Annotated in this window: 13 protein-coding genes and 1 pseudogene; 7 read left to right on the top strand and 7 right to left on the bottom strand. The window is 64.9% G+C overall.

Annotated features, from left to right (window positions below; genetic code table 11):
* Positions 1 to 45 precede the first annotated feature (45 nt).
* The 4 genes from hrpB to nhaA all read left to right on the top strand — a co-directional run bounded on the left by hrpB (position 46) and on the right by nhaA (position 6,004).
* The gene (gene hrpB, locus NKI63_RS19220; protein WP_352822881.1) at positions 46 to 2,664 is read left to right on the top strand and encodes an ATP-dependent helicase HrpB; all 2,619 of its coding nucleotides are present in this window, start codon (positions 46 to 48) and stop codon (positions 2,662 to 2,664) included.
* 100 nt (positions 2,665 to 2,764) lie between these two features.
* Positions 2,765 to 4,090 (top strand): ActS/PrrB/RegB family redox-sensitive histidine kinase, encoded by a 1,326-nt coding sequence (locus NKI63_RS19215; RefSeq protein WP_352506958.1) that lies wholly within the window; start codon positions 2,765 to 2,767, stop codon positions 4,088 to 4,090.
* A 63-nt stretch (positions 4,091 to 4,153) separates the two neighbouring features.
* Positions 4,154 to 4,717: an ActR/PrrA/RegA family redox response regulator transcription factor gene (locus NKI63_RS19210; protein ID WP_023676342.1), complete on the top strand. Its 564-nt coding sequence runs from the start codon at positions 4,154 to 4,156 to the stop codon at positions 4,715 to 4,717.
* 93 nt (positions 4,718 to 4,810) lie between these two features.
* Positions 4,811 to 6,004 (top strand): Na+/H+ antiporter NhaA, encoded by a 1,194-nt coding sequence (gene nhaA / locus NKI63_RS19205; protein ID WP_352686959.1) that lies wholly within the window; start codon positions 4,811 to 4,813, stop codon positions 6,002 to 6,004.
* A 44-nt stretch (positions 6,005 to 6,048) separates the two neighbouring features.
* Here the strand turns inward: nhaA and NKI63_RS19200 are convergent, their stop codons facing one another.
* From NKI63_RS19200 to NKI63_RS19170, 7 genes and pseudogenes are all read right to left on the bottom strand, one after another.
* Positions 6,049 to 7,476, bottom strand: coding sequence for a gamma-aminobutyraldehyde dehydrogenase (locus NKI63_RS19200; RefSeq protein ID WP_352822877.1), 1,428 nt, complete (start codon positions 7,474 to 7,476; stop codon positions 6,049 to 6,051).
* Positions 7,477 to 7,501: 25 nt separating this feature from the next.
* Positions 7,502 to 8,317, bottom strand: a complete 816-nt coding sequence (locus NKI63_RS19195) for an ABC transporter permease (RefSeq protein ID WP_352506955.1) — start codon at positions 8,315 to 8,317, stop codon at positions 7,502 to 7,504.
* Positions 8,307 to 9,257, bottom strand: coding sequence for an ABC transporter permease (locus NKI63_RS19190; protein WP_352822958.1), 951 nt, complete (start codon positions 9,255 to 9,257; stop codon positions 8,307 to 8,309). Before NKI63_RS19190 ends, NKI63_RS19195 begins: the two co-directional genes overlap by 11 nt.
* Before the next feature lie 14 nt (positions 9,258 to 9,271).
* The gene (locus tag NKI63_RS19185; protein ID WP_352822873.1) at positions 9,272 to 10,267 is read right to left on the bottom strand and encodes an ABC transporter ATP-binding protein; all 996 of its coding nucleotides are present in this window, start codon (positions 10,265 to 10,267) and stop codon (positions 9,272 to 9,274) included.
* 191 nt (positions 10,268 to 10,458) lie between these two features.
* A complete protein-coding gene (locus NKI63_RS19180; protein ID WP_352540421.1) occupies positions 10,459 to 11,613 on the bottom strand; it encodes an ABC transporter substrate-binding protein in 1,155 nt (384 codons plus the stop codon).
* A gap of 201 nt (positions 11,614 to 11,814) precedes the next feature.
* Positions 11,815 to 12,727, bottom strand: a pseudogene (locus tag NKI63_RS19175) (LysR substrate-binding domain-containing protein).
* Between the two features lie 66 nt (positions 12,728 to 12,793).
* Positions 12,794 to 13,570, bottom strand: a complete 777-nt coding sequence (locus NKI63_RS19170) for a DeoR/GlpR family DNA-binding transcription regulator (RefSeq protein WP_352686951.1) — start codon at positions 13,568 to 13,570, stop codon at positions 12,794 to 12,796.
* 266 nt (positions 13,571 to 13,836) lie between these two features.
* Between NKI63_RS19170 and NKI63_RS19165 the strand changes: the two genes are divergently transcribed.
* The 3 genes from NKI63_RS19165 to NKI63_RS19155 are packed head-to-tail and all read left to right on the top strand — an operon-like array spanning position 13,837 to position 17,342.
* On the top strand, positions 13,837 to 13,971 hold the full coding sequence (locus NKI63_RS19165; protein WP_352506952.1) for a hypothetical protein: 135 nt from the start codon (positions 13,837 to 13,839) through the stop codon (positions 13,969 to 13,971).
* 36 nt (positions 13,972 to 14,007) lie between these two features.
* Entirely contained in the window at positions 14,008 to 14,892 is an 885-nt protein-coding gene (locus NKI63_RS19160) for a phosphotransferase (RefSeq protein ID WP_352822955.1), read from the top strand.
* Positions 14,889 to 17,342: a GcvT family protein gene (locus NKI63_RS19155; protein WP_352822869.1), complete on the top strand. Its 2,454-nt coding sequence runs from the start codon at positions 14,889 to 14,891 to the stop codon at positions 17,340 to 17,342. The genes NKI63_RS19160 and NKI63_RS19155 overlap by 4 nt, the downstream gene beginning before the upstream one ends.
* The last annotated feature ends 11 nt before the right edge of the window (positions 17,343 to 17,353 follow it).

The following is a 17,353-nucleotide window of genomic DNA, read 5'->3' as shown; positions in this document are numbered from 1 at the left end:
CCGCTGATATGCGGTTGCTGCCAACTGGCTGCACAGCATAGCACAATGACGACAAAACCCTTGCCGGACCTGCCGGTCTCCGTTGTCTTGCCGGCGCTCAATGAAACGCTGAGCCATGGTAACAGCGCCGTGCTGGTGGCGCCGCCCGGTGCCGGCAAGACGACGCTGGTTCCACTGGCGCTGCTCGACGCTGAATGGCTCGGCGCCGGAAAGATCATCCTGCTCGAGCCGCGCCGCCTCGCCGCCCGCGCTGCCGCCCGCCGCATGGCCGAATTGCTCGGCCAAGAGCCCGGCGAAACCGTCGGCTATGCCATGCGCATGGAAAACCGCAGTTCCGCAAAAACCAGGGTTCTCGTCGTCACCGAAGGCGTGCTGTCCCGCATGATCCTCGACGACCCGGAACTGCCTGGTGTCGCGGCGGTGCTATTCGACGAGTTCCACGAACGCTCGCTCGACGGCGATTTCGGGCTGGCGCTGGCGCTCGACGTGCAGGGTGCGCTGAGGCCCGAACTCAGATTGCTGGTGATGTCGGCAACGCTCGACGGCGCGCGTGTCGCAAAATTGCTGTCCGGCGCGCCGGTGATCGAGAGCGCAGGCCGCGCCTTCCCGGTCGACATCCGCTATGACGAGCGGCCGGCCGGCGTCACCATCGAGGACGCCATGGCCAAGGCGATCCGCTCGGCGCTTGCCGGGGAGGAGGGCAGCGTGCTCGCTTTCCTGCCCGGCCAGCGCGAGATCGAGCGCACCGCCGAGCGGCTGGCGGGCAAGGTCGGCGCCGATACCGACATCGTGCCGCTCTATGGTATGCTCGACAACAAGGCGCAGGACGCGGCGATCAAGCCGGCGCCGCTCGGCCGCCGCAAGGTCGTGCTGGCGACGTCGATCGCCGAAACCTCCATCACCATCGACGGCGTGCGCGTCGTCATCGATTCCGGCCTGTCGCGGCTGCCGCGCTATGAACCGGCGAGCGGCCTGACGCGGCTGGAGACGGTACGTGCTTCCCGCGCTTCCGCCGACCAGCGCGCCGGCCGTGCCGGGCGCACGCAGCCGGGCGTCGCCATCCGGTTGTGGCGGGCCGAGCAGACGGCGGCCCTGCCGGCCTTCACGCCGCCGGAAATCCTCGAGGCCGATCTTTCCGGCCTGTTGCTCGATAGCGCAGCGTTCGGCGTCGCCGATCCGACCAGTCTATCCTTCCTCGACCCCCCGCCGGCTCCGGCGCTCACCGAGGCGAGGGTACTGCTACGTGCGCTCGATGCTGTCGATGCGGCAGGACGCCTGACGGATGCCGGTGCCGCGATGCGTAGGCTGGCGCTACCGGTGCGGCTTGCCCATATGGTCGCCGAGGCGGCAAGGACCGGAGAGGCGCTCGAGGCGGCGATGCTCGCCGTATTATTGACCGAGCGTGGCCTTGGCGGCGATGGTGCCGATCTCGAACGGCGGCTGCTGCGCTTTCGCGCCGAAAGATCGCCGCGCGCCACCGCCGCCCGGCAGCTGGCTGAGAGGCTGGCAAAGCAGGCTTCACCCTTCCCCTCTAGGGGAGGGTCGGCGAGCGAGCCGAGCGCAGCGAGACGAGCGAGACGGGGCGGGGTCGTCGATGGCGTGCCCGAAGCGGCCCCACCCCTATCCGCTACGCGGATCGACGCGCCGGGGCGAGCCACGGGTCTCGCCCGTCCTTCCGACCCCCTCAAGGGGGAGGGCAGCACAGCCGGCGCTCTCCTCATCCATGCCTGGCCGGATCGGGTCGCCAAAGCGCGCGGCGAGCGTGGCCGCTTCGTGCTTGCCAACGGCTCGGGCGCCATGCTCGACGCCTCCGATCCGCTGGCCGGCGAGACCTGGCTCGTCGTCGCCGACCTGCAGGGCAAGGCGCAGAACGCCCGCATCACCGCAGCGGCAGCCATCGATGAGGCCGACATCCGCACTGCGCTGGCGGAAAAGATCGAGGCCCGCCGCGAGGTCAGCTTCGACCGCGACATGCGCGCGGTGCGGGTGCGCGAAACGGTTCGCCTCGGCGCCATCACGCTGTCCGAACGCATGCTGCCGGCGCCGACCGGTGCCGACGCGGATCGCGCCATCCTCGACGCCTTGCGCGAACACGGCCTGTCCCTGTTGCCGTGGAACAGGGAGGCGGAGACGTTGCGGCAGCGGCTCGGCTGGCTGCATCGCGGCCTCGGCGCGCCATGGCCCGATGTCTCCGATGCCGCGCTCGTCGAGCGCCTCGACGACTGGCTGCTGCCATTCCTTTCCGGTGCCACAGCCTTTACGGCGATTGATCCTAGCGTGCTTTCGCAAGGCCTGATGACGCTGGTGCCGCACGAATTGCAGCGCAAGATCGACACATTGGCGCCGACCCATTTCGACGCGCCGTCGGGCAGCCGGCTACCGATCCGCTATGACGGCGAATGGCCGGTGCTGGCGGCGCGCGTGCAGGAACTGTTCGGCCTCGACCGGCATCCGGCGATCGCCAACGGCACTGTGCCGCTGACCCTCGAATTGCTGTCGCCGGCGCACCGGCCGATCCAGACGACGCGCGACCTGCCCGGCTTCTGGCGCGGCTCCTGGGCCGATGTGCGGGCAGAGATGCGTGGCCGCTATCCCAGGCATGTCTGGCCGGAGAACCCGCTTCTCGCCGCCGCCACCAGCCGCGCGAAGCCGCGCGGTACCTGATGCTTCCCGGACCATGATCACAACCCGAAGGTCCGCGTCAGCGGAAGGTGGTCCCGGTTTTCGGAAAGACCTCCAGCGGTTTCCCCTCTATAATCCCGCCATGATAAACATTCTGCACGCGCCCGACTTCCAGCAAAGCCAGCGGCTGCGCCTCAACACGCTGATCAGGCTGCGCTGGCTTGCCATCGTCGGCCAGAGCCTGACCGTGCTTGTCGTCGCCTACGGGCTGAAATTTCCGCTGCCGGTCAGCATGTGTTTTGCGCTGATCGCCTGTTCGGCCTGGATGAACCTGTTGCTGACCTTCCGCTATCCGGCGGCGCATCGGCTTACCCCGTTCTCGGCCTTTGCCATCCTGACCTTCGATAGCCTGCAGCTTGCCGGCCTGCTCTACATGACCGGCGGCCTTACCAATCCGTTTTCGCTGCTGATGACCGTGCCCGTCGTCGTCTCGGCGACGTCGCTGCCGCTGCGATTGACGGCTCTGCTCGGCGCGCTGGTGATCGTGGCGGCGACGCTGCTGGTCTTCTACCACCTGCCGCTGCCCTGGCATGAGGGGGCGCCATTGGCGATGCCCTTCATCTATGTCGCCGGCATGTGGATGGCGGTGTTCTGCTCCATCGCCTTTACCGCGATCTATGCCTTCCGGGTGGCAGAGGAGGCGCGGCTGCTTGCCAACGCGCTTGCCGCCACGGAATTGGTGCTTCAGCGAGAACAGCATCTCTCGGCCCTCGACGGCCTCGCCGCGGCCGCCGCGCACGAACTCGGCACGCCGCTCGCCACCATCACGCTTGTCGCCAAGGAGATGGAGAAGGCGCTTGGCGAAGATCCGAAATACGGCGAGGACGTGAAGCTGCTGCGTTCGCAGAGCGAGCGCTGCCGCGAAATCCTGAAGCGCCTGACCAGCCTTTCCTCCGAGAGCGAAGTGCACCTCTCGCGCCTGCCGCTGACCTCGCTGGTCGAGGAAGTGACGGCACCGCACCGCGATTTCGGCATTTCGATCAAGCTTCGGCCGGGCGAGCGCATCGGCCCGGAACCGGTGGGCCGGCGCAATCCGGGCGTCATTTACGGCCTCGGCAATTTGGTCGAGAACGCCGTCGACTTCGCCCGCAAGAACGTCACCATACGCTGGAGGTGGAACGAGGCCGCCGTCAGCTTCTCGATCATCGACGACGGGCCGGGCTTTCCACCGGAGATCATCGACCGTATCGGCGAACCCTATATGTCGACCCGCCAGGGCACCGAAGCCGGCGGCGGCCTCGGCCTCGGCCTATTCATCGCCAAGACCTTGCTCGAACGCTCCGGCGCGACGCTCGATTTCCGCAATTCGAGCGAGCCCGGCGAGGGCGCTATCGTGCAGATATCGTGGCCGCGCAGCGTCTTCCTTAATCCCGAGCAGGCTTCGGCCACCATGTTCGACACGGCCTAAATTGGACAATAGCGTTGCGAAACTATATTTGCGTAAAAATCAGGCAGCAGGATTTTCAGCACGATGAGTACTGACGAAACGATTGGCGCAATGGTCGAAGGCGAGGACACCTCGTTGCTGATCGTGGACGACGACAAGCCGTTCCTGACGCGGCTTGCCCGCGCCATGGAAACCAGGGGTTTCGTGGTCGAGACGGCGGAGAGCGTCGAGGAGGCGGTTGCCAAGGCGCGCGCCAATCCGCCGGCCTATGCGGTGGTCGACATGCGGCTGGCCGACGGCAACGGCCTCGACGTCGTCGCTGCCATTCGCGAGAAGCGCGACGATGCTCGCGCCATAATCCTTACAGGCTATGGCAACATCGCCACCGCGGTGACGGCGGTAAAGCTCGGCGCCATCGACTATCTGTCGAAGCCGGCCGATGCCGACGACATCTTTGCAGCCCTGACCCGCACGGCGGGCGAACGTGCCGCGCCGCCGGAAAATCCAATGTCGGCTGATCGCGTGCGCTGGGAACACATCCAGCGCGTCTACGAAATGTGCGACCGCAATGTCTCGGAAACCGCACGCCGCCTGAACATGCATCGCCGCACGCTGCAACGCATCCTCGCCAAGCGCGCGCCGCGCTAAAAGGTTCTGACTGCCGGCTTGCCCGGCCAGCGCCGTTTGCGCATCATCGCTGGGCGGTGCGTCGGACCTTGCCGCTGATACGACGGAGGCGACATGCAGGACGAAAAGCGGCTGGTCTCCATGCTGCGCGAATTCCTCGACAGCGAGGCGGCCGGCGGCCTCATCCTGATGGCTGCGGCGGCCCTGGCCCTGATCGTCGCCAATTCGCCGCTGGCCGAAGCTTATTTCTCCGCCCTCCATGCCTATCTCGGACCGCTCAGCGTCTCGCACTGGATCAATGACGGCCTGATGGCGGTGTTCTTCCTGCTGGTTGGCCTCGAGATCAAGCGCGAGATGCTCGACGGCCAGCTCTCGACCTGGCCGCGCCGCGTGCTGCCCGGCATCGCCGCCGCCGGTGGCATGGCGGTGCCAGCACTGGTCTACGTCGCCATCAACCGCAACAATCCAGCCGCTCTGTCCGGCTGGGCGATCCCGACCGCCACCGATATCGCCTTTGCGCTCGGCGTGCTGTCGCTGCTCGGCAGCCGCGTGCCGGGCTCGTTGAAGATATTCCTTACCGCGCTCGCCATCATCGACGATCTCGGCGCCGTGCTCATCATCGCGGTGTTCTATACCAGCGGCCTGTCGCTCGCCTATCTCGGCGCCGCCTTCGCCGTCATCGCGCTGCTGGTGGTGCTCAACCGCATGCGGGTGCTGACGCTGCTGCCTTATATCGTGCTTGGTGTCGTGCTGTGGGTTTTGGTTTTGAAATCGGGCGTCCATGCGACGCTCGCCGGGGTCGCGCTGGCTCTCACCATACCGCTGAAGATCTCGTCGGGCAGCGGCCACGATCTCGACCATTCGCCGCTGCACCGGCTCGAACACGGCCTGCACACAATCGTACCCTTTTTCGTCATCCCGATCTTCGGTTTTGCCAACGCCGGCGTCTCACTCGGCGGTCTCAGCGCTGCCGCCTTGATCGAGCCGCTGACGCTCGGCGTCGCCGCAGGCCTCGTCGCCGGCAAGCTGGTCGGCGTGTTCGGGTCTTCCGCGCTTGCCATCCGGCTCGGATTTGCCGATCTGCCGGTCAATGCCGGCTGGCTGCACATGATCGGTATTTCACTGCTCTGCGGCATCGGCTTCACCATGAGCCTGTTCATCGGCCTGCTCGCCTTCGCCAGCGACGTCGCTCTGCAGGACGCGGTCAAGGTCGGCATCCTCGCCGGCTCTTTCATCGCAGCGATCCTCGGCGCCGCTGTGCTGCTGGTTGCGCCGGCCGCGAGCGGGGCGGAGGAGGCGGAAGAATAATCGCGTGGCGCCTTCGGCCTGAGGCCACCGTCTCCCCGAGGGCGCTATCCGTGCGCAATCATGACGTGGCGGACTGCGGTATAGTCCTCCAGCGCATATAGCGACATGTCCTTGCCGTAGCCGGATTGTTTCAACCCGCCATGCGGCATCTCGTTGGTCAGCATGAAATGGGTGTTGATCCAGGTGCAGCCATATTGCAGGCGGGCGGCCGTCGCCATGGCGCGCGAAACATCCTTGGTCCACACCGACGACGCCAGGCCGTAGTCAGAATCATTGGCCCAGTTCACCGCTTCGTCGACTTCGGAAAAGCGGGTGACCGAGACCACCGGGCCGAACACTTCGCGGCGCACGATCTCGTCCTCCTGCAGCGCGCCGGCGACGACGGTCGGCTGGTAGAAGAAGCCGGAGCCCTCGCCCGGCTTGCCGCCCGTAGTGATCTCGATGTGCTTGAGCTCCGAGGCGCGCTCGACGAAGCTCGAGACGCGGTCACGCTGGCGACGCGAAATCAGCGGGCCGATCTCGTTCTCGGTATCATCTGGGCGATCATACTTGATGGTCGAGACCGCAGCGGAGAGGTCCGCGACGAGTTTGTCATAGATCTTCTTGCCGGCATAGATGCGGCAGGCAGCGGTGCAATCCTGGCCGGCATTGTAATAGCCGAAGGCGCGCAGGCCGTTGACCACCGCACCGAGATCGGCGTCGTCGAAGACGATGACCGGCGCCTTGCCGCCGAGCTCGAGATGTGTGCGCTTGACCGATTTAGCGGCGGCCTGCAGCACCTTCTTGCCGGTGGCGACGTCGCCGGTGATCGAGATCATGTTGACCTTCGGATGGTTGATCAGCGTGTTGCCGACGCTGTCGCCGCGGCCGAGCACGACGTTGACGACGCCTTCCGGCAGGATCTCGACAAGGATTTTCGCCAGCTTCAGCGCGGTCAGCGGCGTCTGTTCCGACGGCTTGAAGACGACCGTGTTGCCGCCGGCAATCGCCGGCGCCAGCTTCCAGGCCATCATCATCAGCGGATAGTTCCACGGCGCAATCGACGCCACAACGCCGATGGCGTCGCGGCGGACCATCGAGGTGTGGCCGGGAATGTATTCGCCGGCGACCTGGCCAGGCATCGAGCGGACCGCGCCGGCAAAGAAACGGTAGCAGTCGACGATCGCCGGGATCTCGTCATTGAGCACGGCATTGATCGGCTTGCCGCAGTTCAGCGCCTCGAGCGCCGCGAAATCCTGTGCCGCGGCCTCGATGCGATCGGCGATCTTCAGGAGATAGCCGGCGCGCTGCGCCGGCGTGGTGCGCGACCAGGTGACGAAGGCTTTTTCGGCGGCAAGCACTGCCGCCTCGATCTGCGCCGGGCTGACCTCGGGCAGATTGAGGATGGTCGCCCCGGTCTTCGGGTTGAGGATCGGTTCCTCGGTCTCGGTGCCTTTTTCGAATTTCGCGCCGATCAGCATCTGCGTGTCCATGGAAGTCTCTCCCTTATGAACGAGATCATTTGCCCGAACCGGCGATCTGGTCGCCGTCGCGGGTCAGGTAATAGGCAGCGAGGATGGGAAGCAGCGTCACCAGCACCACGACCATCGCCACGACATTGGTGACCGGACGCTGGCGCGGACGGATCAGCTCTTCGAGCATCCAGATCGGCACCGTTTGCTGCTGGCCGGCGGTGAAAGTGGTGACGATGACCTCGTCGAAGGACAGCGCAAAGGCGAGCATGCCGCCGGCCAGCAGCGCGGTTGCGATGTTGGGCAGCACGACATGCCGAAAGGTCTGGAAACCATCGGCGCCGAGGTCCATCGACGCCTCGATCATCGAGCCGGACGTGCGGCGGAAACGGGCGACCGCATTGTTGTAGACGACGACCACGCAGAAGGTCGCGTGGCCGAGCACGATCGTCCAGAACGAGAACGGGATTTCGGCCAGCGCGAAGGCCGAGCGCAGCGCAATGCCGGTGATGATGCCGGGTAGCGCGATCGGCAGGATCACCAGCAGCGAGATGGTTTCGCGGCCGAAGAATTTTGTGCGGGACACGGCGGCGGCGCAGAGCGTGCCGAGGACCAGCGCGATGGCGGTCGAGATCGCCGCGACCCGCACCGACAGCGACAGCGCCTGCCAGACGTCGGGGCGGTTCCAGGTGACGGCGAACCATTGCGTGGTCAGCCCCGGCGGCGGCCAGACGAAGCTCTTCTCCTCGGTGGTGAAGGCATAGACGAAGATCAGCACAATCGGCAAATGCAGGAAAAGCAGGCCGCCGGTGGCAGCGAGCTTCAGGCCGATCGGCGCCGATGGGCCACGGTCAGAGCGCATCGAAAGCCCCCATGCGCTTGGCGCCCCAGAGGTAGAAGCCCATGATGACGATGGGCACCACGGTAAAGGCGGCGGCGAGCGGGATGTTGCCGGCGGTGCCTTGCTGCGAATAGACGGCCTGGCCGATGAACAGCCGCGAGGTACCGATGATCTGCGGGATGATGTAGTCGCCGAGCGTCAGCGAGAAGGTGAAGATCGAGCCGGCGACGATGCCGGGCAGCGTCAGCGGGAACAGCACGTTGCCGAAGGTCTGGCCGGGCGAGGCGCCCAGATCGGACGAGGCCTCGACCAAATTGCCCGGCACGCGCTCGAGTGCGGCCTGCACCGGCAGGATCATGAAGGGCAGCCAGACATAGACGAAGACGATGAAGGTGCCGGTTGACGAGACCGACAGCGAGTTGCCGCCGACGATCGGCAGCGATAGCCATGCATCGAGCAGCCATAGAAGATGCAATTTGGCCAGCAGCCACGTCAGGATGCCTTCCTTGGCGAGGATCAGCTTCCAGGCATAGATCTTGACCAGGTAGCTCGACCACAGCGGCAGCATGACGCCGAGATAAAACAACGCCTTCCAACGGGCGCGCGCATAGCGCGCCGCGTAATAGGCGATGGGAAAGGCAATGACCGCCGACGCCAGCGTCACCAGCGCCGCCATCGTCACCGTGCGCAGGATGATGTCGAGATTGGCGGCCTGCAGCAGGTCGCCATAAGTCTTCAGCGTGAACTCGCGGTTGATGAGGCCGGAGAACTCGTCGATCGAAAAGAAACTCTGCAAAAGCAGCGCGAAGAGCGAGCCGATATAGACGATGCCGAGCCACAGAACCGGCGGCAGCAGCATGAGCAGGAGCAGGAGTTGCGGCCGGCGCCAGAAGATGTCGGAGAGCGCGCCGCGTACGCCGCCGCTGCCCGGCAGGATGGCAGGCGCCGTGGCCCGCGGCATGGCAGCGTCCAGGCTCATCCCAGTTCGTCCATCAAATGCAAATGCTCGCGGTTGAAGGTGAGCACCACCGCCTCGCCTTCCCGGGGCAAGGCTGCACCCGCCGGGACGATGGCATGCAGCCGCAAGCCCTCTGCATCGAGCGCCAGTCTAGTCGTGGCGCCGAGATAATTGGTCGAGACAAGGCGGGCGGCAACGCCTTCGCCGTTGGCCCGGCCAATACGGATGGATTCGGGCCGCAGGCTGCCCCAGCGATGCTGGCCGGCATAGCGCTGGACGAAATCCGGCGGCAGCACGTTGGACGAGCCGACGAAATCGGCGACGAAGCGGGTCTTGGGGCGCTGGTAGATGTCTTCCGGCGTGCCGATCTGCATGATCTTGCCATCATTGAAGACGGCGACGCGGTCGGCCATCGACAGCGCTTCGCCCTGGTCGTGGGTGACGAACACGAAGGTGATGCCGAGCGCCTTCTGCAGCGATTTCAACTCCTCCTGCATGTTTTCGCGAAGCTTGAGGTCGAGCGCGCCGAGCGGCTCGTCGAGCAGCAGCACCTTGGGCTGGTTGACCAGCGCCCGGGCGAGCGCGACGCGCTGGCGCTGGCCGCCGGAAAGCTGGCCAGGGCGACGGGCGCCGTAGCCGGGAAGCCGCACCAGCGCCAGCGCTTCTTCCGCCGCCTTTTGCCGCTCCGGTCTGCCGACGCCCTTGACCATCAGCCCATAGCCGACGTTGTCGAGCACGTTGAGATGCGGGAACAGCGCATAATCCTGGAACACGGTGTTGACGTTGCGGCGATAGGGCGGCACGCCCTCGGCGCGTTCGCCGAAGATCGAGATCGAGCCGGCCGTCGGCTGCTCGAAACCGGCGATGAGGCGCAGGCACGTCGTCTTGCCCGAGCCGGAAGGCCCGAGCATGGCGAAGAACTCGCCCGGCACGATGTCGAGATCGACCGCGTCGACGGCACGCACGCTGCCGAAATGGCGGGAGACTTTTTGGAAGGAAACGGCGGAGGTCATGGGTCGTCCTGATCTGTCAGGCTCATCAAATTTCAGGCGGTCGCGCCGCCCCTCATCCGCCTGCTGGCACCTTCTCCCCGTATATAGTGGACGGCGAGAAGGGAGGCGCTCCAACGCTGGCGACCCCCCGTTTCTTCACCGGGAGAGGGTAAGGGTGAGGGGCAGCGCCGGGCTTCGTAGGTGAGGCGAACTCACCGCCCGCCGATGACGCCGATATAGTCCGACACCCAGCGGTAATAGGGTACGCACTGGTCGTTCTGGGTGGCGCATTTCGAGACCGGCGTCTTCCAGAACTTGATCTTGTCGAAATTGTCGTAGCCGTTGGTCTTGCAGCCTTCTTCGCCGAGCAGTTCGTTGCCCTTGCAGGCGGCAGGTACCACCGGCAGCGAGCCGAACCAGGCGGAGACGTCGCCCTGCACTTTCGGCGACAGCGAATGCTCCATCCACATGTAGGCGCAGTTCGGGTGGGCAGCATCGGCCTCCATCATCGTGGTATCGGCCCAGCCGGTGACGCCCTCCTCGGGGATAGTCGAGGCGACCGGCTTCTTGGCCGCGATCAGCGTGTTTACCTGGTAGGGCCAGGAACCGGAGGCGACGACGCCTTCGTTCTGGAAATCGTCGACCTGGATGGCGGCGTCGTGCCAATAGCGTCCGACCAGCGTACGCTGGACCCGCAGCAGGTCGAGCGCCGCCTTGTACTGATCCTCGGTCAGTTCGTACGGATCCTTGATGCCGAGCTCCGGCTTGTGAGCCATCAGGTAATTGGCGGCGTCGGCGATGTGGATCGGCCCGTCATAGGCCTGGACGCGGCCCTTGTTCGACTTGCCGTCGGGAAGCTTCATTTCCTCGAAGACCACGTTCCAGCTCTTCGGCGCCTCCTTGAACACTTCGGTGTTGTACATCAGCACGTTCGGCCCCCACTGATAGGGGACGCCGTAATGGACGCCGCCGACGGTGAACCAGGGCGCATCCTTCAGCCGGTTGTCGACCGTCTTCCAGCTCGGTATGAGGTCGGTGTTGATCGGCTGGACGCGCTTGCCGGCGACAAGGCGCAGCGAAGCATCGCCCGAGGCGGTGACGAGATCGAAGCCGCCCTCGTTCATCAGCGAGACCATCTCGTCGGAGGTGTTGGCGGTCTTGACGTTGACCTTGCAGCCGGTTTCCTTCTCGAACGAAGTGACCCAATCATAGGCCTTGTCGGTTTCGCCGCGCTCGATATAGCCCGGCCAGGCGACGATATTGACCTCGCCTTCGCCTTTGCCGAGCTCCTTGACCTGGGCGATGGCCTGGCCGGAGAAGCTCAGCGCGACCGTCAAGGCAGTGCATGATTTCAGCAATGAATTCATCGTCGATCTCCCATTTTTGCATGACCTCGAAACCGGTTTCGGTTTTCGGAAGAAGATCATGCGCCCGTTCAAAGACGTTGGATGCGCGGCTCTGAGGGCCGTGCTCCGGCGGCAGCTTTGTTCCCTGACCGAAAAGTGCTGCGAAATTTCCGGTTTCGCAAATTCATTTATCAGAAAGCCGATATCGATTTTTCCGATAGGTCAGCGGCCAATCTTCTCAGGCCGTTGGCGCACCATGCGCTGCGACTGGGCAAGTCCGATGAAGTCGCGCGCCGCCTGCGGCAGACCGGAGCCGCGCCGCCAGACCATGCCGACCTGGACGACCGGCAACGACCCCGAAATATCGCGCGATTCGATGCGGTCGCCTTCCAGCGACCATGGCCGGTAGCAGCGCCACGCCGGCGCCGGTAGCGACGAGGCTGCGCACCGCTTCGACCGAGCGGGTGCGGAAGGCGACATGCGGCTTGGCGCCGATTGCCGTCAGCAGCTTTCCGGTATTCTCCTCGATCTCGTCGACGGTCAGCATGATCAGCGGTTCCGAGGCGATGTCGCCGATGCCGATGATGTCGGCACCGGCCAAGGGGTGTCCGAGCGGCAGCCACAGCCGGTAGGCCGAGACTTCGAGGATTTCGGACTGCAGCGCGGTGCGGTCGCGCAGGTTCGAGGTGACCATGACGGCAATGTCAAGCTTGCCGCCGATCAACAGATGCTCGAGATAGTCGCCATTGTCCTCGATCGCCGAGACCTCGACACCCGGATAGGCGCGGCGGTAGCGGGCAAGAAGATCGGAAAGCACATAGCCAGCGACCAACGAGGTGACGCCAAGTTGCAGCCGCCCGCTTGCCGCGATCCGTTCGCCGAAGAAGGCGCGGCGCGCATCGGAAACGTCGGCCAGGATCTTCCTCGCATGGCGCAGGAACTGGTGGCCTTTGTGGGTGATGTTCAAGCCGCGCGGGTGGCGCTCGAACAGCTCGACGCCGAGATCGTGCTCCAACTCCTTGATCGCTTCGGTGACCGAGGATTGCGAGATCGACAGGTTCTGGGCGGCGCCCGACACTGTGCCCTGCTCGGCGACGGCGATGAAGAACTGCAATTGGCGGATGGTGAAAGCCATGGCCGGACTAAACACGGCAGAGGCGGCGCTGGGAAGTGGGTGCTGGTGCCGATCTGCCGATAGAGCTCAGCCCTCGCTTCCGCCGTCCGCAATGCTGAGCCGCGCGCCGGCCTGGACGAGGGCGGCGGCGATGTCGTGCGGCGGCGGCCGGTCGGTGGCGAGTTCGGAAAAGCCGCCGAAGCCGCAGACCTGAACAAGGCCCTGGCGGCCGAATTTGCTGTGGTCGGTGACGACAAGCGAACGCTGGCCGCGCGACAGCACCATGCGGGCGAATTCGGCCTCTTCCAGGTCATAGTCCATGACGCCGGTGACGGCATCGACCGCACCGGTCGATATCACTGTATGGTTGACGGAAAAGCGGCTGACGAATTCGATGGCCGAGACGCCGAAGGCAGCACCGGAATCGCTGCGCAGCTCGCCGCCGGCCATATAGACTTTGTTGCCGTTGACGGTGGCCAGTGTGCGGGCGATGTCGGAGGAGTTGGTGACGACCGTCAGCCGCCGGTGGCCGAGCAGTTCCCGGGCCAGGAAAGAGGTGGTGGTGCCGGTGTCGAGCATGATGGACTCGCCGTCGCGGATGGTGGCGGCGACCATGCGGGCAATAGCCCGCTTGGCATCGGCGTTCTCGCGCATGCGCCGCTCGAACGGCGCTTCGCCGGCAAACGACGGCAGGCTGATGGCGCCGTGCATCTTGAGGATGGAACCGTCGCTGGTCAGTGGCTTGACGTCGCGGCGTACCGTCTCCAGCGAGACGCCCAGCCGGTCGGCCAGGCTGGCAATGGTGACAGTGCCTTCCTCCTTGAGGAGGCGCAGGATTTCGCCATGCCGCTTCGAGTGGACCATCGGTTCCATCCGGTCGGATTGTTGCAGCGTTGACCGTTTCTACGGCAAAAACGCTACTAGCTTCAATAAATTTCGCAAAATTCGGGCAAAAACGCAGAGAACACCACAATTTCGCGTTGACAACGCCTCCAGCGTGGCGCGACATTATCGCTGTGACAGGCTCGGAACGGAGGACGACGGCTGAGCCGCACGAAAAATCGCCTGCCCGAACGCCCGGGAAAACTGTTGGGTGCAAGGGTGCCGAAATTCAGGATCCGCGGGGGCGGATGCCGGCGTCGAAGAAACCCGGCACAAAGGGGCTCGTCGGTGCGGTGCGGGATACCGATCCCGAGATCTGCACCGACGAGATCTTCGCGTTGCCGCCATTCCTCTGTCCGATTGTCATCCCCGGCCAGCCGTGACATGCGTGGAAAATTGACCCGATGTTGGACGAGATCGTGACTGTCGAAGACCGCATCCGCGCGCTGCCTTGCTGGACCGGCAGCATCGACATTGCGCCGCTGCCGGGTGGGCTGAGCAATGCCAATTATCTGGTCAAGGACGCGGCCGGGCGGCACGTCGTACGGCTCGGCCAGGACTATCCGTTCCACCATGTCTTTCGCGAGCGCGAGATGATGACCGCGCGGGCAGCGCACGCCGCAGGCTTCGCTCCGGCCGTCCACTACACCGGACCGGGCGTCATGGTGACGGAGTATCTCGGCGCCAAGGCCTACGTCGCGCAGGACGTGCGCGCCGATCTCGGCCGCGTTGCCGCGTTGCTGCGCGGCTTCCACCGGGAGATGCCCAGTCACATCTCCGGCGCCGGCTTCATGTTCTGGGTATTCCATGTCATTCGCGACTATGCGCGCACGCTGGAGGAAGGCCGCAGCCGCAAGCTGGGCGAATTGCCACGCCTTTTGACTCTGGCGGACGAGCTCGAGCGCGCGCAAAAACTGCTGCCGATCGTCTTCGGTCACAACGATCTTCTGCCGGCTAACATAATCGACGACGGTCACAGGCTGTGGCTCATCGACTTCGAATATGCCGGCTTCAACACCGCGATGTTCGACCTTGCCGGCGCGGCTTCGAACGCCGGCATGAGCGACGAGGAATCCTTCGCCTTCCTGACTGCCTATTTCATGAAGGAGCCGGACCCGGCGATACGGCGCTCGCACGCCGCCATGCAATGCGCGTCGCTGCTGCGCGAGGCGATGTGGGGCATGGTTTCCGAGCTCTACCTCGATGCGCCCGGTGTCGACTACGTCGCCTACGCGGACGAAAACCTGGCGCGGCTCGAAGCCGCCCTGGAAAACTACAGGACAAAATACGGGACGCGGACATGACCTTGCCCGCCCAGGCCGGGATCGTGGTCATCGGCGGTGGCATCATCGGCTGTTCGACGGCCTATCATCTGGCGCGCGACCACAAGGCCGAAATCGTGCTGCTCGAACAGGGCAAACTGACCTCGGGTTCGACCTGGCATGCTGCCGGGCTGGTCGGCCAGCTACGCTCGTCGGCGTCGATCACGCGCGTGCTCAAATATTCAGTCGATCTCTACAAGGGGCTGGAAGCCGAAACCGGCCTCGCCACCGGCTGGAAGATGACTGGCTGCCTGCGCCTCGCCACCAATGCCGACCGCTGGACGGAGTATAAGCGGCTGGCAACGACGGCCAAAAGCTTCGGCATGGACATGCATCTGCTGTCGCCGGCCGAGGTCAAGGAAATGTGGCCGCTGCTGGAAACCGGCGACCTCGTCGGCGCGTCCTGGCTGCCGACCGACGGTCAGGCAAGCCCTTCCGACATCACCCAGTCACTGGCCAAGGGCGCGCGCATGCATGGCGCAAAATTGTTCGAGGAGGTGCGGGTCACCGGCTTTGAACTGACCAACGGCCGGATCGTCAAGGTTAGGACGAACAGGGGCGATATCGCCTGCGACAAGGTGGTGAACTGCGCCGGGCAATGGGCGCGGCAGGTGGGTGCGTTGGCCGGCATCAACGTGCCGCTGCAGCCGGTGAAGCACCAGTACATCATCACCGAGAGGATCGTCGGCCTGGCGACCGACGCGCCGACAATTCGCGACCCCGATCGCCGCACCTATTTCAAGGAGGAGGTGGGCGGGTTGGTGATGGGCGGCTACGAGCCGAACCCGCAGGCGTGGACGACCGGCCTGCCCGGCGGCGATGTGCCGGACGATTGGGAGTTCCGGCTGTTCGACGATGATTACGATCATTTCGAGCAGCATATGAGCCAGGCCATCGAGCGCGTCCCGGCGCTTGCCAATGTCGGCGTCAAGCAGATGATCAACGGGCCGGAGAGCTTTACGCCGGACGGCAATTTCATCCTCGGCGTGGCGCCGGAATGCCCCAATATGTTCGTCGGCGCCGGCTTCAATGCCTTCGGCATCGCGTCCGGCGGCGGCGCCGGCTGGGCGCTGGCGCAATGGGTCGTCGACGGCGAGGCGCCGCTCGATTTGTGGGTGGTCGACATCCGCCGCTTCTCCGACCTGCACCGCGACCGGAAATGGGTCGGCGACCGCACGCTGGAAGCCTACGGCAAGCACTACACGATCGGCTTCCCGCATGAGGAATATGCCAGCGGACGGCCGCGCATCGTCTCACCTTTGTACGAGCGGCTGCAAAAACATCGCGCCGTGTTCGGCTCGAAACTTGGCTGGGAGCGGCCGAACTGGTTCGCGCCGGCAGGCATCGAGCCGAAGGACGTCTATTCGATGGGCCGGCAGAACTGGTTTTCACCCGTCGGCGACGAGCATCGCCATGTGCGCGAAAAGATCGGTATTTTCGACCAATCGTCGTTTGCCAAATACGAAATGACCGGAGCCGACGCGCTGAAGGCGCTGGACTGGATCTGCGCCAATGACGTCGCCAAGCCGGTCGGCCGGCTGACCTACACACAGCTCCTCAATACGCGCGGCGGCATCGAGGCCGATTTGACCGTGGCGAGGCTCGGTGAGGAAAAATTCTACATCGTCACCGGCACCGGGTTCCGCACGCACGATTTCTCCTGGATTGCCGATCATATCGGCAGGGAGTTCGACGTGACGCTGACCGACGTCACCGAGGATTTTGGCACGTTGTCGCTGATGGGGCCGCGCGCACGTGACGTGCTGTCGGCGGTGACCGATGCTGACGTCTCGAATGCCGCCTTTCCGTTCGGCCATGTTCGCGAGATCGCCATTGCCGGCCACACCGTGCGGGCACTGCGCGTCACCTATGTTGGCGAACTGGGCTGGGAATTGCATGCGCCGATCGCGGCGACAGGCGAGGTTTTCGACGCGCTGATGGCGGCGGGCGCTACCCACGACATCCGCCCGGTCGGCTACCGGGCGCTGGAATCGCTGCGGCTGGAAAAAGGCTACCGCGCCTGGGGCGCCGACATCACGCCCAACGACACGCCGCAGGAGGCCGGCCTCGGCTGGGCGGTGAAGCTCAGGAAGAACACCGATTTCCTCGGCCGACGGGCGCTTGAAAAGCTCGGTGGCTCGACGCTCAGGAAACGCTTTGCCGGCTTCACTGTCGACGATCCCGACGTCGTGCTGCTCGGGCGCGAGACCATCCTGCGCAACGGCGAGGCGGTCGGTTACCTCACCAGCGGCGGCTATGGCTACACCATCGGCAGGAACATCGGCTACGGCTATGTGCGCAATGCCTATGGCGTCAGCGATGATTTCCTCACCTCCGGCGACTACGAGCTGGTTGTGGCAATGGAACGGACGCCGGCGAAGATTCACCTCGAGCCGCTTTACGATCCGGCAGGAGTAAAGGTGAAGGCGTAGAGCGTTCCGAT

The organism is Mesorhizobium sp. M0410, assembly GCF_040321435.1.
GTDB lineage: Bacteria > Pseudomonadota > Alphaproteobacteria > Rhizobiales > Rhizobiaceae > Mesorhizobium.
Note: the sequence above shows the minus strand (reverse complement) of the source record. Positions and strands in the feature narration are given on the sequence as shown.

Bases quoted from the DNA above. Each gene is read 5' to 3' on its own strand.
- hrpB (WP_352822881.1), top strand. From the start codon at position 46: ATGACGACAAAACCCTTGCCGGACCTGCCGGTCTCCGTTGTCTTGCCG.
- NKI63_RS19215 (WP_352506958.1), top strand. From the start codon at position 2,765: ATGATAAACATTCTGCACGCGCCCGACTTCCAGCAAAGCCAGCGGCTG.
- NKI63_RS19210 (WP_023676342.1), top strand. From the start codon at position 4,154: ATGAGTACTGACGAAACGATTGGCGCAATGGTCGAAGGCGAGGACACC.
- nhaA (WP_352686959.1), top strand. From the start codon at position 4,811: ATGCAGGACGAAAAGCGGCTGGTCTCCATGCTGCGCGAATTCCTCGAC.
- NKI63_RS19200 (WP_352822877.1), bottom strand. From the start codon at position 7,476: ATGGACACGCAGATGCTGATCGGCGCGAAATTCGAAAAAGGCACCGAG.
- NKI63_RS19195 (WP_352506955.1), bottom strand. From the start codon at position 8,317: ATGCGCTCTGACCGTGGCCCATCGGCGCCGATCGGCCTGAAGCTCGCT.
- NKI63_RS19190 (WP_352822958.1), bottom strand. From the start codon at position 9,257: ATGCCGCGGGCCACGGCGCCTGCCATCCTGCCGGGCAGCGGCGGCGTA.
- NKI63_RS19185 (WP_352822873.1), bottom strand. From the start codon at position 10,267: ATGACCTCCGCCGTTTCCTTCCAAAAAGTCTCCCGCCATTTCGGCAGC.
- NKI63_RS19180 (WP_352540421.1), bottom strand. From the start codon at position 11,613: ATGAATTCATTGCTGAAATCATGCACTGCCTTGACGGTCGCGCTGAGC.
- NKI63_RS19170 (WP_352686951.1), bottom strand. From the start codon at position 13,570: ATGGTCCACTCGAAGCGGCATGGCGAAATCCTGCGCCTCCTCAAGGAG.
- NKI63_RS19165 (WP_352506952.1), top strand. From the start codon at position 13,837: ATGCCGGCGTCGAAGAAACCCGGCACAAAGGGGCTCGTCGGTGCGGTG.
- NKI63_RS19155 (WP_352822869.1), top strand. From the start codon at position 14,889: ATGACCTTGCCCGCCCAGGCCGGGATCGTGGTCATCGGCGGTGGCATC.